At 66.6% G+C, this 14,340-nt stretch carries 15 protein-coding genes; 9 read left to right on the plus strand and 6 right to left on the minus strand.

Annotated elements, in window-relative coordinates; genetic code table 11:
• Window positions 1–71: 71 nt before the first annotated feature.
• Window positions 72–500 carry a GlcG/HbpS family heme-binding protein gene (locus AC1DEZ_RS06865; RefSeq protein WP_441513744.1) on the minus strand — a complete coding sequence of 143 codons (429 nt, stop codon included), beginning with the start codon at window positions 498–500 and terminating at the stop codon, window positions 72–74.
• Between the two features lie 175 nt (window positions 501–675).
• Here AC1DEZ_RS06865 and lysM point away from each other — a divergent pair, with 175 nt between their 5' ends.
• The 7 genes from lysM (at window position 676) to AC1DEZ_RS06900 (ending at window position 6,343) form a co-directional block, all read left to right on the plus strand.
• Window positions 676–1,119, plus strand: coding sequence for a peptidoglycan-binding protein LysM (gene lysM / locus AC1DEZ_RS06870; RefSeq protein ID WP_476779156.1), 444 nt, complete (start codon window positions 676–678; stop codon window positions 1,117–1,119).
• Between the two features lie 139 nt (window positions 1,120–1,258).
• Entirely contained in the window at window positions 1,259–1,576 is a 318-nt protein-coding gene (locus AC1DEZ_RS06875; RefSeq protein ID WP_441513742.1) for a rhodanese-like domain-containing protein, read from the plus strand.
• Window positions 1,577–1,608: 32 nt separating this feature from the next.
• Entirely contained in the window at window positions 1,609–1,902 is a 294-nt protein-coding gene (locus AC1DEZ_RS06880) for a hypothetical protein (RefSeq protein ID WP_476779157.1), read from the plus strand.
• 100 nt (window positions 1,903–2,002) lie between these two features.
• Complete coding sequence (locus tag AC1DEZ_RS06885) at window positions 2,003–4,312, plus strand: xanthine dehydrogenase family protein molybdopterin-binding subunit (protein WP_476779158.1); 2,310 nt, start codon at window positions 2,003–2,005, stop codon at window positions 4,310–4,312.
• Between the two features lie 131 nt (window positions 4,313–4,443).
• Window positions 4,444–4,875, plus strand: coding sequence for a c-type cytochrome (locus AC1DEZ_RS06890; protein ID WP_476779159.1), 432 nt, complete (start codon window positions 4,444–4,446; stop codon window positions 4,873–4,875).
• 188 nt (window positions 4,876–5,063) lie between these two features.
• Window positions 5,064–5,993 carry a c-type cytochrome gene (locus AC1DEZ_RS06895; protein WP_476779355.1) on the plus strand — a complete coding sequence of 310 codons (930 nt, stop codon included), beginning with the start codon at window positions 5,064–5,066 and terminating at the stop codon, window positions 5,991–5,993.
• Between the two features lie 23 nt (window positions 5,994–6,016).
• Window positions 6,017–6,343, plus strand: coding sequence for an HAD-IA family hydrolase (locus tag AC1DEZ_RS06900; RefSeq protein ID WP_476779356.1), 327 nt, complete (start codon window positions 6,017–6,019; stop codon window positions 6,341–6,343).
• A 13-nt stretch (window positions 6,344–6,356) separates the two neighbouring features.
• Here the strand turns inward: AC1DEZ_RS06900 and AC1DEZ_RS06905 are convergent, their stop codons facing one another.
• The 4 genes from AC1DEZ_RS06905 to AC1DEZ_RS06920 all read right to left on the minus strand — a co-directional run bounded on the left by AC1DEZ_RS06905 (window position 6,357) and on the right by AC1DEZ_RS06920 (window position 10,443).
• The gene (locus AC1DEZ_RS06905; RefSeq protein WP_476779160.1) at window positions 6,357–7,526 is read right to left on the minus strand and encodes a GGDEF domain-containing protein; all 1,170 of its coding nucleotides are present in this window, start codon (window positions 7,524–7,526) and stop codon (window positions 6,357–6,359) included.
• 202 nt (window positions 7,527–7,728) lie between these two features.
• Complete coding sequence (locus AC1DEZ_RS06910) at window positions 7,729–8,349, minus strand: helix-turn-helix domain-containing protein (protein ID WP_441513737.1); 621 nt, start codon at window positions 8,347–8,349, stop codon at window positions 7,729–7,731.
• A 120-nt stretch (window positions 8,350–8,469) separates the two neighbouring features.
• A complete protein-coding gene (locus tag AC1DEZ_RS06915; protein WP_476779161.1) occupies window positions 8,470–9,393 on the minus strand; it encodes a DMT family transporter in 924 nt (307 codons plus the stop codon).
• Between the two features lie 270 nt (window positions 9,394–9,663).
• A complete protein-coding gene (locus tag AC1DEZ_RS06920; protein WP_441513735.1) occupies window positions 9,664–10,443 on the minus strand; it encodes an SDR family oxidoreductase in 780 nt (259 codons plus the stop codon).
• Window positions 10,444–10,585: 142 nt separating this feature from the next.
• Here AC1DEZ_RS06920 and AC1DEZ_RS06925 point away from each other — a divergent pair, with 142 nt between their 5' ends.
• Window positions 10,586–11,491, plus strand: coding sequence for a UDP-2,3-diacylglucosamine diphosphatase (locus AC1DEZ_RS06925; protein WP_441513734.1), 906 nt, complete (start codon window positions 10,586–10,588; stop codon window positions 11,489–11,491).
• Complete coding sequence (locus tag AC1DEZ_RS06930; protein ID WP_476779162.1) at window positions 11,491–12,594, plus strand: glycosyltransferase family 4 protein; 1,104 nt, start codon at window positions 11,491–11,493, stop codon at window positions 12,592–12,594. Before AC1DEZ_RS06925 ends, AC1DEZ_RS06930 begins: the two co-directional genes overlap by 1 nt.
• Here the strand turns inward: AC1DEZ_RS06930 and AC1DEZ_RS06935 are convergent.
• Window positions 12,530–14,323: a cation:proton antiporter domain-containing protein gene (locus AC1DEZ_RS06935; protein ID WP_476779163.1), complete on the minus strand. Its 1,794-nt coding sequence runs from the start codon at window positions 14,321–14,323 to the stop codon at window positions 12,530–12,532. The genes AC1DEZ_RS06930 and AC1DEZ_RS06935 overlap by 65 nt on opposite strands.
• Between the last annotated feature and the right edge of the window lie 17 nt (window positions 14,324–14,340).

Consider the following 14,340-nt stretch of genomic DNA (forward strand, 5'->3'; position numbering starts at 1 on the left):
GTTTAAAGAACCCAGATTACCGGAGGACATGAGGCCTCAGCAGTCGAATGGCAAGTGCAAAAAGCGCGGGATCAGGCCCCGGTTTCGGCGGTGAGGCCCGCCGCGGCGATGCCGGCGCAAGCCGCAGCCTCGTCATTGTCGGAGGTGTCGCCGGAGATGCCGATGGCGCCGAGAACCGGGCCTTCGGGCGAGCGGATCAGCACGCCGCCGGGCACCGGCACCAGCGAGCCGCCGACCGCATGGGTCGCAGCCTCGACGAAATAAGGGCGATCCAGTGCCATCTTGTGCAGTGCGCGCGAGCCGACACCGAGCGCGATGACGCCATGCGCCTTGCCGAGGGCGATCTCGCCGCGCTTCAGGCTGGTGCCGTCCTGGGCCGCAAAGGCCTTCTGTGCGCCGCGCGCGTCGAGGACGGCGATGGCGAGCGGCTTGAAGCCATTGGCCTCGGCATGGGCGAGCGCCGTCGCGAGGATGGTCTGGGCCTGAGCGAGTGAGAGCATGGGGAACTCCGGTTGGGGTAAGGCGTTCTTGCCAGCCGCGTGGCAAGCAGGAAAGGGCCTTCCGGCCCTTCACGCGCGATCAGTGGTCAGGTTCCGAAAAAACACCTTTTCCTCCGCAGCTTGCACATAGGGCTGCGACAGGGCTTGATAGCCACCCGACACAAGGAGGCATTCCATGGGTTTGTTCAGTTTCATCAAGGAAGCGGGCGCCAAGATCTTCGGTTCGGGCTCGGCCAAGGCTGCGACCGCCGATGATCTGCAGAAGGAGCTGGCGGGGCACGGATTGCCGTCCGACGTCAACATCCAGATCGATGGCGACAAGGTGAAGGTCTCCGGCAACGCCATGTCGACAGAGCAGGCGGAGAAAATCATCCTGGCGCTCGGCAACACCACTGGCGTGGCGCAGGTCGAATCGGACCTCGCCGTCACGAAGGAGGCGCCTGCTGCCGTGTTCTACACGGTGAAGAAGGGCGACACGCTCTGGAAGATCGCCGAGGAGCATTACGGCAAGGGCCAGGGCGCGAAGTATCCCGAGATCGTCAAGGCCAATACGCCGCCGGTGAAGAACCCCGACCTGATCCAGCCGGGCTGGGTGCTGCGCATCCCGCCGCAGGGCTAAGGGTTCCGAAGGCAATGAGCGGCGGACCGGCGGTCCGCCGCTGCGACCTTTCGGCTGGCTCCGCCACCCATCCGCTGGCATATCCTGCCGCGCCGCCCTATCTGGACGGAGTAACAGGACTGAGCGGGAGATGCTGCCCATGATCGTGAACGACCTCGATATCGACGCCGTCAAGGCGGGTCTGAGCGACGGCTCCATCCTGCTCGTCGACGTGCGCGAGCCGCATGAATTCGCGGCAGGACATATTCCGGGCTCGGTCTCGCGGCCGCTCTCGCAGTTCGATCCGGCGGACCTGCCAAACGAGCCGGGCAAGCGAGTCGTACTGTCCTGCGCCGCCGGCGTGCGCTCGCGGCGGGCGCTCGAATTCGCGCAGTCGGCTGGTCTCGACATCGACAGCCACTATGCCGGGGGCTTCAAGGATTGGCTGACGCATGGCGAACCGGTCGCGGAGGACTGAGGCTTCGGCCCTGTCCGCTGTCAATCGATCTGATGCCGAGCAGCGAGCATCCGATCGTCGATCTCAAGGCGTTCAACGCCGCGATTGCCGACCATGCCGGAGCGGTCCGCGAAATGGGCGCCTTCACCGAGAAGAGCCCGGGCGGCGTGCCTTTTATCGAGAGTCAGGCGAATTCCTGGCTCGGCAAGCTGCGCGATTTCAGCGAGAAGCTCGCCCAGAGCAAGGGCGATGTCCGCCGCGGCGCGGCCAACGACGCGAACTGGATCGTCAACAACTACAAGACGATGGTCTCGCTCTCGGAGGCGGCGATCCGTACGGCGCGCTGAGGCGCCTTGCGCTCAACGCAGCTCCCGACCATGCGCCGGGGGCTGACGCGGCCGCGTTTCTGTTTCAGTCTTTCATCAGACCTAACTGAGGATATGCCTCATGCGTCCCATGAAATTCGGTTTCGGCCAGCCTGTGCGGCGGGTCGAGGATCAACGCCTGACGACCGGGACAGGCCGGTATACTGACGACATCGCCGCAGAGGGCGCGCTGCACGCCTTCGTGCTGCGCGCGCCCTATGCTCATGCCCGCTTTGCGATCGGTGACACCGAGACCGCCCGGAAGCTGAAGGGCGTGAAGCTGATCCTGACCGGGAAGGATGTCGCCGGGTATGGCGATCTGCCCTGCAAGGGGCATGTCACGACCGTCTCGGGCGAGATGTCGCAATCTCTCCCGGTTCCGGTGCTGCCGGCCGACACGGTCCGTCATGTCGGGGAGGCCGTCGCCTTCATCGTCGCCGAAACGCTGGCGCAGGCGCGTGACGCGGCCGAGGCGATCGAGATCGACTGGGATCCGTTGCCGGCCGTGACCGGCATTGCGGAGGCCTTGGAGCATGGCGCGCCGCAGGTGTGGCCTGACCGGGCGGGCAATGTCGCCTTCGTCGCCGAGCAGGGCGATCGTGAGAGGACCGAGAAGGCCTTCGCCAAGGCAGCGCGCACGGTCTCGCTCACCATCGTCAACAACCGGCTCGCCTCCAACTACATGGAGACGCGCGCCTGCATCGCCGAATACGACAAGGCCGATAAGCGCTGGACGCTGACGTTGGGGAGCCAGGGCAGCCACGGCATGCGCGACCTGATCGCGAATTATGTGCTCAAGGTCGACCCGAAGCGCATCCGCGTGGTGACGCCGGATGTCGGCGGCGGGTTCGGCACCAAGATCTTCCTCTACCGCGAATATCCGCTGGCGATGATCGCGGCCGAGAAGCTGAAGCGTCCGGTGCGCTGGGTCTCCGATCGCACCGAGCATTTCCTGGCCGACACCCATGGCCGCGCCAATCTTTCGACGGCGACGATGGCGCTCGACGCCAAGGGCCGGTTCATCGGTCTCAAGGTCGATCTCTCGGCCGAGATGGGCGCCTGGCTCTCGCAATATGGGCCCTTCATCCCTTGGGTCGGCACGACGATGACGCCGGGCTGCTACAACATCCCGGCCGTGCATGTCGTCTTCCGCGGCGTGCTGACCAACACGACCCCCGTCGATGCCTATCGCGGCGCCGGGCGGCCCGAGGCGGCCTATCTGATCGAGCGCCTGGTCGATGCCATCGCGCGCGAAACCGGCAAGACGCCGGATGCGGTGCGGGCGCAGAACTTCGTCAAGCCTTCGGAGATGCCGCACAAGACGCAGACCGGCCCGGTCTACGATTCCGGCGAATTCGAGGGCCATATGCGCAGGGCCATGGAGGTGGCCGATTGGACGGGCTTCAAGACCCGCCAGAAGGCTTCGGCCAAGGCCGGCAAGATCCGCGGCATCGGCATGGCCAGCTATATCGAAGCCTGCGGCGGCGGCGGCCCGGAAAGCTCGACCGTGATCCTGGAGAAGGACGGCACCGTCACGGTGCTGATCGGCACCCAGTCGAACGGGCAGGGGCATGAAACGGCCTATTCGCAGCTGGTCTCGCAGCATCTCGACATCCCGATGGATCGCATCCGTGTGGTGCAGGGCGATACCGACCGCGTCGAGACAGGCTCCGGCACCGGCGGTTCTCGCTCGATCCCCGTCGGCGGCGCGGCGCTGAACAAGGCGACGGAGATTCTCACAGACAACCTCAAGCAACTCGCTTCCGAGAAGCTCGAGGCCGCCTTGGGCGATCTCGAGGTCGCCAACGGCGCCGTCCGCATCGTCGGCACCGACAAGTCGCTCGACCTCGCCGCCATCGCGGCTCTGCCGGGCGCGACGCCGGCCATGCTCAAGGTCCATCAGAGCTGGACGCCGCCGGAGGCGACCTATCCGAACGGCACGCATGTCTGCGAGCTGGAAATCGATCCGGGGACCGGGGGCACCGAGATCCTGAACTACGTCGTGGTCGATGATTTCGGCGTGACGCTGAACCCGCTGATGCTGCAGGGGCAAGTGCATGGCGGCTCGGCCCAGGGCATCGGCCAGGCGCTGATGGAGGAAATCCGCTTCGATCCCGAGGGCCAGATGCTGACCGCGACCTTCATGGACTACGCCTTGCCGCGAGCGGTCGACATCCCGAACTTCCATTTCGAGACGCGCAATGTCCGCTGCATCACCAACGCCATCGGCGTGAAAGGCGCGGGCGAGGCCGGCGCGATCGGCGCCTGCCCGGCCGTGATGAACGCCATGGTCGACGCGCTCGACCGTGCCGCCGGCATCAAGGCCATGGACATGCCGGCGACGCCGCTCAAGGTGTTCACTGCGCTGAAAGAAGCTGGCTACCGACTTTGATGCAAGGATTAACTTGCGATTTTGCAAGCTCGCTCACGCAAAAGCTATTTGGATGTGTTGTGATCATCGTTTGATTTGGACGCGTTCTAAGCCGCGCCACTCGGCCCTGGCTCGTCTCAAAGGGAAACTGAATGATCCGCACCGCTTTTGTGCTCGCCGGCCTTGGGCTTGGCATCACCGCCGTCCTGGCGCAATCAAATCCCATCGCGGAGCGCCAGCAGGCGATGAAGGCGCTCGGCGCTGCCACGCGCGAAGGCGCAGCCATGGCCAAGGGCGAAGCCCCCTTTGACGCCACCAAGGCGCAGGCCGTCTTCAAGACCTATGCCGACACCGCGAAGAAGGTGCCGACCCTCTTCCCCGACAGTTCCAAGACCGGCGGCGAGACCACTGCTTCGCCGAAGATCTGGGAGGACCAGGCCGGCTTCAAGGCGGCCTTCGTGAAGTTCGAGAGCGATGCCGCAGCCGGCGCGAATGTGGCCAGCCTCGACGGCTTCCTCACCGCCTTCGGCGCGGCGACCAAGAATTGCGGCGCCTGCCACGAGGCCTATCGCATCAAGAAGTGAGGCCTCTGCCCGTGCGGAGAGCCGGAAGCGGGCGCCAAAATTGGCCGCCCGCTTTTTCATGACCTCGTTTCCCGGCTTGCGGCAGCCGTCGCGCTTGCGCCACGTTACAACTGTCGCGGTTCGAAGCTGGCGGCCGCCCGGGCCGACCGAACCGCCCTGCTGATTGCGCCTTGGAGATGCCGATGCTGATGCTGCGCCGCCTATTCGTCACCCTCGTCGTGCTGGCGGCGCTCGCTTTCGCCGGCTTCTACGTCCTCACCGACCCGCGCGTGGTCTCGCCTTCGCCGGAGATCGGCGCGCTGCCGGCCGCGGATATCGAGAACGGCAAACTGCTGTTTTCGGCGGGCGGCTGCGCCTCCTGCCATGCCACGCCCGGCCAGGACAACAAGCTGAAGCTCGGCGGCGGATTGGCGCTGACCTCCCCCTTCGGCACTTTCCATGCGCCCAATATCTCGCCGCATACGCGCGACGGCATTGGAAACTGGGGCGTGCAGGACTTCGTCGATGCGATGGCGGTGGGCGTCTCGCCGCGCGGCCAGCATCTCTACCCGGCTTTTCCCTACACGTCTTATCGGCTGATTCCGCCGAGGGCGCTGGCCGATCTCTTCGCCTATATCCGCACGCTGGCTCCGGTGGAGGGCAGGGCGCCGCCGCATGAGCTGCCGTTCCCCTTCAACATCCGCCGCATGGTCGGCGGCTGGAAGCTGCTATTCTTCGAAGGCGCGCCCTTCCGGCCCGATCCGTCGAAGAGCGAGGCCTGGAATCGCGGCGCCTATCTCGTCAATGGTCCCGGCCACTGCGCCGAATGCCATTCGGCCCGCAATGTGCTCGGCGCGATCGTGCCGGCGACCCGCTTCGCCGGCGGTCCGGACCCGGAGGGCAAGGGCTGGGTGCCGAACATCACCCAGTCCGAGAACGGGCTGGCGAAGTGGTCGAAGGAGGAGATCGCGGAGCTGCTCAAGACCGGCTTCACCCCGAGCTTCGACAGCGTCGGCGGCTCGATGGGCGCGGTGGTGCGCAACATGGCGCAGCTTCCCGACGCCGACCGCATGGCGATGGCGGAGTACCTGAAGTCGCTGCCGGCGGTCGAAGGCCCGCCGCGACCGCAGACGAAGTAGCGGCGATCCGGCTGCTGGAGCAGCTGAAACCGATCAGGGCTGGCGGGGTGGAGCTTCACCTCGCCACGGTGCAGGAGCATGAGCGGGCGCGGCACATCTGGGGGGAGCTCGCGCTGAGAGACCGTTTCGACGGGATGCATTATGCGGTGGCGCTCGGCGCGGCCAAGCCGGATGCCCGGTTCTTTGCGGCAGTCGAAGCAGGGAGCGGCTTCCGGGCCGACGAGGTGTTCTTCATCGACGACAAGCAGGCAAATGTCGACGCGGCTCGGCGGTGGGGATGGAGCGCAGCTCTGTGGGACGGGAGCCGGCTGCTCGCCTACCTGATGGCGGAAGCGGCGGAGCGCTCATAGCGAGGGCGAGACCCTAGGCGGCTTTGGCGGCCTGCCCGGGCTTGGCGCTCTCGATGCGGTTGCGGCCCTGCGTCTTGGCCCGGTAGAGCGCGTGGTCGGCGGCGGCGAGCAACGCGACCAGATCGGCCTGCTGCGCCTTGGCCTCGGCAAGGCCGATGCTGACCGTCGCAGGAATTCCCAGTCCATCGCTCTGCGCCGCTTTTTCGGCGAACCGCTGTGCGATGCCCTGCGCGATCACGCGCGCCTCCTCGCCGTTCCTGTTCGGCAGCAGGATCGCGAATTCCTCGCCGCCGAGGCGTGCGCTGATCGCCTCGGGTCCGGCGATGTCTTTGGCGGTGCTGGCGAAGAGTCTCAGAACGCGGTCGCCCGCCTCGTGCCCGTAGCGGTCGTTGATGGCTTTGAAGTGGTCGAGATCGATGGCAAGCAGGGAGTGCGCGGCGCCCGTGTCGTGACGGCTGAGGCTTCTGGGCGCGAGTTCGAAGAAACCCTGGCGGTTGTTGAGCCCTGTGAGGAAGTCGGTGCGGGTCGTCGCGAGAAGGCGCGCGCGATCCTCTTCGCGCACGAGCGCCAGCAGCGACATCGACATCGCCACGGCAAAGAGCACGGCCTCATACATCGTGACCGCCGCGACGGTGGCCAGGATATTGTCGCCATGGATCGCCGCCTGGACCGGAACGACGAAGGTGCGGCCGAGATAGAACAGGCTGTGGCCGGCGAAGACCGCGATTACGATCGGGCGAGAGCGCAGTCTTCTGGCAGTCCGGCTACGAAGCAGTGCGAGCGCGTTGACCGCGCAGACGACTGCGATGGGAAATGCACTGACATGGTTCCAGAGCAAGGCTGCCGCGCCAGTCCCGGCGGCGAACCAGGCAGCGCCGACGGCCGCTAGCAGGCTGGCGATGAAGACGGGATGCAGTTTCCGGCCATCGAGCGCCAGGATTCCCTGGAGCACCAGCAGGTAGCCGAACATCATCACGATATTGGTCAGGGCAGGGCCGGATACGCCGGGAAGGGCGTTGCGGTTCATCGCCAGGATGCCGCCAGCGGCGAACACGGCATAGGCCGCGGCCCAAAGCCCGAGTTCGCGCGAGCGCTGCGCATGCGCCTTGCGCTCCCAAAGGGTCATCGCGGCGGCGACGAGCAGCGTGCCGGTCGTCAGATACCAGAGGGTTGCAAGATCCATCGGTATCGCCGTCAGCAGCACCTGCGTTCGGTTTCAGTCATGATCGAACGCTCCCAGCTCCCCAGCCCGGGCAATCTGGGGCAGATAAGTTAATTACAGCTTGTGGGAACGCCGAGGAAACCGTTCACCGGTCACGTCATTCACCGGCGTTTCTGCGCAAGGGGGCCGATGGCCAGCCACGGCCTGCTCAGGCCGCCGCGTGCTACTCCATCACCGCAGCCTTGAGGATGCAGACCATCAGGGCATTGCCCGGCTCGTTGCCGACGCAGCGGACGACGTGGCGGCGGTCGCAGCGATAGCGCAAGGTTTCGCCGGCCTTGGCGCGCTGGACGATGTCGCCGACCTCGACCTCGAATTCGCCTGACGTCACCGAGAGCGACTCGATCGAGCCGCGCTGGTGGCCCTCCGAATCGAGCTCGCCGCCGGGCTCGGCAGTGACCTCGTACCATTGCAGCCATTCGACGGTCTTGATCCAGCCGACAATGGCGAGACGGAGCTTGCCATCCTCGGAAACGAGGATGGGCGTGTCGGCGCGGGTGGTCTTCTCGATGAAGGGCTCTTCCTCCCCGCTGGAGAGGACGCGTTCGATCGAGATGTCGAGCGCCTGCGACAGCCGCCAGATCGTCGCGAGCGTCGGGTTGGTCTCGTTGCGCTCGATCTGGCTGATGATCGACTTGGCGACGCCGGACTGCTCGGCGAGGTCCGAGAGCGAGAAGTTATAGGCCTTGCGCAGGCGCTGGATCGTTTTGCCGAGCTGGCCCGAGATCACCTGAGCCCCGGATTCAAGCTCCCGCCCGCCGCGCTCTTTCGTCTCGATTCCCATGAATTCGGCCCCTTTCGACTGTGAGGCCGTTTGTAACGGCGGACGATCGTTTGAACAAGCGAACAATGCCGAAGACTGCCTTCGGGCCGGATTGCGGGGGATGGAGGCAGCGTTCGACGCTCAGGTGATGCGGCTGGGGCCGACCTCGCGCTGCTCGCGTCGGGCGAGGCCGAGCTGACGCTCGCGCAGGATCACATAGATGCCGGAACTGATGACGATGAAGGCGCCGATCACGATCGCCATCGCCGGCCATTCGCCGAACCAGAACCAGCCGATCGCCACCGCCCAGAGCATGGTCGAGTATTCGAAGGGCGCGATCAGCGAGGCGTCGCCGTAGCGATAGGCCTGCACGATCAGGATCTGGCCGAGCCCGCCGAGGATGCCGATGAGGACCATCATGGCCGCGTCCTTGAGATCGGGCAGGTTCCAGCCGAGCAGGATGGTGGAGAGGCCGAGCAGGCTGGTCAGCAGCATGAAGTAGAAGACGATGGCGCCCGTGCGCTCGGTCTGCGTGAGGAGCCGGACCTCTACCGAGGCAAAGGCCGAGCAGAAGGCGCCGGCGAGGCCGAGCGCGGCGCCGATCGCAGCATTGCCGCCGACCGGGTGGCTGCCGGCGCCGAGATGCGGCGAGAGCATGATGACGACGCCGACGAAGCCGATCGTCACCGCCGTCCAGCGATAGATGCGCACCTTTTCCTTGAGCACGAGCGCGGCGAGCACGACCACGGCGAGCGGCGCGGCATAGCCGATGGCGACCGCCTCGGAGAGGGGCAGGAACTGCAGGGCCGCGAAGCCGCAGAACATGCCGGTGGAGCCCATGATGCCGCGCTTGAGATGGCCGCGCAGATTGCCGGTCTTCAGCGCCGCCGGCAGCTCGGATCGCCAGGCGAGCCAGATGAGCAGCGGAATCATCGCGAAGAAGGAGCGGATGAAGACGATCTCGCCCGTCGGATAACGCGTCGAGATCGACTTGATGCCGGCAGACATCAGCGTGAACGCCAGCGCCGAGATCAGCTTGAGGGTGATGCCGAGAAAAGGAGACAACGGAGCGCGCGGCGGGAGGGCAGGAACAGTTTCGGTCGAAACCGTTCCTCCTTAGACCATGTCGAAGCCGGGAAGCGAAGCGTGAACTCTGCAGCCCGGCCCGGTGCTTGGCGCACGACGCTTCGGTCCGGAGTCCGAACGGGACAGGCGTCATTCTCGGGGCGAAGCGAAGCTTCGACCCGAGAACCTCTCGCCGGAAGAGGTGCAAGAGACTTCGTGTCACGAGATGCCCGGGTCAAGCCCGAGCATGACGGAGCCCGGCGGTGCGGCTCAGAACGTGCCGCGGAAGGCGCCGCCGTCGATCAGGAAATTCTGGCCTGTGATGTAGCCGGCGTTGGTACTGGCGAGAAAGGCGCAGAGCTTGCCGAACTCGTCCGGCGTGCCCAGGCGCCCGGCCGGGACCGCGGCAAGGCGTCTCTTGGTGGCTTCCTCGATGCTGATGCCCTGCATCTCGGCGACCTTGTTGGTCGCGGTCTTGATCCGGTCGGTGTCGAAAACGCCCGGCAGGATGTTGTTGATGGTGACATTGGCATGCGCGACCTCGCGCGCGACGCCGGAGAGAAAGGCGGTGAGGCCGGCGCGGGCGGCGGAGGAGACGTCGAGACCGGTCAGAGGCGTGACGACGCTCGCCGAGGTGATGTTGACGATGCGGCCGAAGCGCCGCTCGATCATGCCGTCGATGACGCGCTGAACCAGCTCCAGCGGCGTCGCCATGTTCTGCACGACGCCTTCGAGCAGGCCCTCGCGCGTCACCTGGCGGAAGGGCTTCGGCGGCGGGCCGCCATTGTTGTTGACGAGGATGTCGGGGTTGGGAGCGGCTGCCAGCAGGGCATCCTGGCCGGCCTTGGTCGAGACGTCGGCGACAACGGCGATGACCGTCGCACCAGTCCTGGCACGGATCTCGCTCGCGGTCGCTTCCAGGGTTGCTGCGTCGCGGCCGTTGATCACGACCGTGCAGCCGGCGTCGGCGAGAGCTTCGGCGCAGCCGCGGCCGAGCCCCTTGCTGGAGGCGCAGACGATGGCCGTGCGGCCCGAAATTCCAAGATCCATCAGATTCCTCCGTAAGCTCGGCAGGCTGCCGTCACGCGGCCGCTGGTCGGCAAGCCTGACCATGGATTGGACGCGCCGTCATCAAAGCGCAACGCAAATCAGACACACGCCCGGAGCATCGCAACAGCGGGGGCTCTCCGGAATGGCCGACGAGGACGACGCGAAGCAGGTTCGCAGCATCTTCATCTCGGATCTGCATCTGGGGACGCGCGGAGCGCAGGCCGATCTCGTCCTGGAGTTCCTGCGCGCCTACGATGCGCCGACCATCTATCTCGTCGGCGATATCATCGACGGCTGGCGGCTGAAGAGCGGCTGGTACTTTCCGCAGGCGCATAACGATGTGGTCCAGAAGCTGCTGCGCAAGGTGCGCAAGGGCTCGAAGCTGATCTACGTCACCGGCAATCACGACGATTTCCTGCGCGATTTCACCGGGCTGCAGTTCGGTGGCATCACCCTCGTCGACGAGATCGTCCATGAAACTGCGGACGGCAAGCGACTGCTCGTCATCCATGGCGACCTGTTCGACCTCGTGGTGCGCAACGCCAAATGGCTCGCCCTGCTCGGCGACTGGGCCTATACGGTCGCGCTCGGCCTCAACATGGTGATCAACAAGGTTCGGCGCGTCCTGCGCCTGCCGCATTGGTCGCTCTCGGCCTGGGCCAAGCACAAGGTCAAGAACGCCGTGAACTATATCGGCGAGTTCGAGACCTGCCTCGCCAGCGAAGCGCGCCGCCACAATGCCGATGGCGTGATCTGCGGCCATATCCATCACGCCGCCTATCGCGAGATCGAGGGGCTGACCTACATCAACACCGGCGACTGGGTCGAAAGCTGCACGGCCTTCGTCGAGCATCATGACGGACATTTCGAGCTGATCCGCTGGCCGCAAGGCCGTCTGAAGGGCGAAACGGCAGTGCCGGTCGTCGTGCCGACCCGCCCTGTCGGCGTGCCGGAGCTCGCCGAGGCCGCCCGGAGCAAGCTCCAGCCTTTCGAGCTGGCGCGCATTCTTGGCGTTCAGCCGGAAACGGCCGAGCGGAAAGCGCGCTGATGCGCGTCCTCGTCGCGACCGACGCTTGGCGCCCGCAGATCAACGGGGTCGTGCGCTCGCTGGAGCGGATGATCGCGGCGGCGCCGGATTTCGGCGTGACCGCGCAGGCCCTGACGCCGGAGGGGTTCCACCAGATCGGCCTGCCGAGCTATCCCGACATTCGGCTGGCGCTGGCAACGCGGCGGGCGCTCGCGGCGCGGGTCGCCGAATTCGGGCCCGACCATATCCATATCGCGACGGAAGGGCCGATCGGCTGGCTGACGCGGGCGGTCTGCCTTGCCCAGAAGCGCCCGTTCACGACCAGCTATCATACGCGCTTCCCGCAATACATCGCCGCCCGCTGGCCGATTCCGGAGAGCTGGAGCTACCGGCTGCTGCGCCGCTTTCATGATCCTGCTGCCGCGGTGATGGTCTCGACGGCGACGGTGGAGGACGAACTGCGCCTGCACGGCTTCCAGAATCTGGTGCGCTGGGGGCGCGGTGTCGACCTCGGCCTGTTTCATCCGCGCCCGCAGAGCGTGCTCGATCTGCCGCGGCCGATCTTTCTCAGCGTCGGGCGGGTGGCGGTTGAGAAGAATCTCGACGCCTTCCTGTCGTTGCGGCTGCCGGGCAGCAAGGTCGTGGTCGGCGATGGGCCGGCGCGGGGCGATCTCCAGCGCGCCTATCCCGACGTGCATTTTCTCGGCGTGAAGGAAGGCGAGGAGCTGGCGGCGATCTACGCCTCGTCGGACGTCTTCGTCTTCCCGAGCCTGACCGACACCTTCGGCATCGTGCTGCTGGAAGCGGCGGCGAGCGGCTTGCCGGTCGCCGCCTTCCCGGTTCAGGGGCCGCGCGACGTCTTCGCCGGCAGCGGCGCGGCCGTGCTCGACGAAGATCTGCGAAGCGCTGCGATGCAGGCGCTCAGGGTGCCGCACGAGACCTGCCTCGAGCTGGCCGCCCGATACAGCTGGGCGAACAGCGCGGCGCAGTTCTACGGCCATATCAGGCGCGTGGCGCAGCAGGCCGGCTATCTGCCGCGCGAGGCGGGCGCTGCCAACTTCACAGCCTTCGCGAGCGGGCGTGGCGCGGAACGGCGGGGGCTTTCGCGGCGCCTGCCGGCTTGAGCTGGGCACGGAACCCGTCACGCCGCTCGTGGACCGAGGCGATGACGAGGCCCATCGGCACGCCAAGACCGACCAGCGCCGCTTCAGACAATTGCAGGCTCGCCTCGATCGTCTCAGGCACGGCATCGTTCACGCCGATCTCGTAGAGATGGCGGGCGTGGGTCGCATCGCGAGCCCGGGCGACGATGACGATGTCGGGACTCAGCATGCGGGCGGCCTGCACGATGGCGTCGACGGCGCGCGCATTGTCGATCGTCACGATCAGGGCCGTCGCTTCCTCCAGGCCGCAGAGGCGCAGGAATTCCGGCTTGCTTGCATCGCCATAGAAGGCGGGCCGGCCGGCGCGGCGTTGCGCGGTGATCAGCGCGGCGTCCGAATCGACGACGATGTGGGACTTGCCGTGCTCATCGAGCATCGAGGCGACGAGCCGGCCGACGCGTCCGCCGCCGACGACGATCGCGCGCGGCGCATGGTCGGTGGGAGGCAGCACCGTCGCCTCGTCGGGCAGGATGACGGGAGGGGCCAGCTTCTGCGCGAGATGGCGGGCCATCCGGGCAAGCAGCGGCAGCGCGATCATGGTCAGCGACACGGCGGCGAGCGCTATGCTGGTTGCCCGATGGTCGATGAGCCCCGTGCCGGTCGCCGCATTGAGCAGGACGAAGGCGAATTCACCGCCCGGCGCGACCATGATCGCGGTCTCGAGCGCCGTCGCCGCCGACAGCCGGAAGCGGCGGGCGAGGAGGAAGATGATTGCGGCCTTGGCCAGCACGAGGCCGGCGGCAATCGCCAGGATGGCGCCGGGATTGGCCGCGATCTCGGCCGGGTTCACGCTCATGCCGACGGTGAGGAAGAAGACGCCGATCAGCAGCGATTTGAACGGGTCGATCGTGACTTCGATGGCGCGGCGGAACTCCGTCTCGGCGAGCAGAAGACCGGCGATGAAGGCGCCGAGCCCCATCGAGAGGCCGGCCGCCGCAGCGATCAACCCGGTGCCGAGCGCGGTCAACAGCGTCGCTGCCATGAAGCTCTCGGTCGACTCGGTCGAGGCGACGAGGCGGAAAAGCGGGCGCAGCGCCAGCCGGCCGATGACGATGATGGTGGCGATGGCGGCGAAGGCCTGGACGAAGGCCTGCGCCAAGCCCACAAGCAACGAGCCTGAGCCGTTCTGCGCGTCGAGCACGCTGATCAAGAAAAGCAGCGGGATGACCGCGAGGTCCTGGCAGAGCAGGATCGCGAAGCTGGTGCGGCCGGCCGAGGTCGTCATCCGCCTCTTGGCGGCGAGCAACTCGACGACCATCGCTGTCGAGGAGAGGGCGAGGCCGAAGCCGATGATGAGGGCCGCGGCGGCAGGCTGGCCGAACGCATAGGCGACGAGGCCGATGACCGCCGCGCTGAGGCCGACCTGGCCGAGGCCGAGCCCGAAGACGAGGCGCCTCATCGTCATCAGGCGCTCGAAGGAAAGCTCCAGCCCGATGACGAAGAGCAGGAAGGCGACGCCGAGCTCGGCCGGGCCGGCCAGCGCCTCCGCGTTCGAGACTGTGACCTTGCTCAGCAGCGGAAGCTTGGCCGCGAGGCCGCCCAGCCCATAGGGGCCGAGCAACGCGCCGCAGGCGACGAAGGCGATGATCGAGTTGACCCGGAGGCTCTTGGCGAGCGGCACGATCACGCCCGCCGTCGCGAGCACGACGACGGCGTCCTTATAGACGGAGGGATCGACGGTTCCGGCCAAAGGGTGACCCTGCGATT

It is taken from the genome of Allobosea sp. 10L422, assembly GCF_056395345.1.

Bases quoted from the DNA above. Each gene is read 5' to 3' on its own strand.
- AC1DEZ_RS06865 (WP_441513744.1), bottom strand. From the start codon at position 500: ATGCTCTCACTCGCTCAGGCCCAGACCATCCTCGCGACGGCGCTCGCC.
- lysM (WP_476779156.1), top strand. From the start codon at position 676: ATGGGTTTGTTCAGTTTCATCAAGGAAGCGGGCGCCAAGATCTTCGGT.
- AC1DEZ_RS06875 (WP_441513742.1), top strand. From the start codon at position 1,259: ATGATCGTGAACGACCTCGATATCGACGCCGTCAAGGCGGGTCTGAGC.
- AC1DEZ_RS06880 (WP_476779157.1), top strand. From the start codon at position 1,609: ATGCCGAGCAGCGAGCATCCGATCGTCGATCTCAAGGCGTTCAACGCC.
- AC1DEZ_RS06885 (WP_476779158.1), top strand. From the start codon at position 2,003: ATGCGTCCCATGAAATTCGGTTTCGGCCAGCCTGTGCGGCGGGTCGAG.
- AC1DEZ_RS06890 (WP_476779159.1), top strand. From the start codon at position 4,444: ATGATCCGCACCGCTTTTGTGCTCGCCGGCCTTGGGCTTGGCATCACC.
- AC1DEZ_RS06895 (WP_476779355.1), top strand. From the start codon at position 5,064: ATGCTGCGCCGCCTATTCGTCACCCTCGTCGTGCTGGCGGCGCTCGCT.
- AC1DEZ_RS06905 (WP_476779160.1), bottom strand. From the start codon at position 7,526: ATGGATCTTGCAACCCTCTGGTATCTGACGACCGGCACGCTGCTCGTC.
- AC1DEZ_RS06910 (WP_441513737.1), bottom strand. From the start codon at position 8,349: ATGGGAATCGAGACGAAAGAGCGCGGCGGGCGGGAGCTTGAATCCGGG.
- AC1DEZ_RS06920 (WP_441513735.1), bottom strand. From the start codon at position 10,443: ATGGATCTTGGAATTTCGGGCCGCACGGCCATCGTCTGCGCCTCCAGC.
- AC1DEZ_RS06925 (WP_441513734.1), top strand. From the start codon at position 10,586: ATGGCCGACGAGGACGACGCGAAGCAGGTTCGCAGCATCTTCATCTCG.
- AC1DEZ_RS06930 (WP_476779162.1), top strand. From the start codon at position 11,491: ATGCGCGTCCTCGTCGCGACCGACGCTTGGCGCCCGCAGATCAACGGG.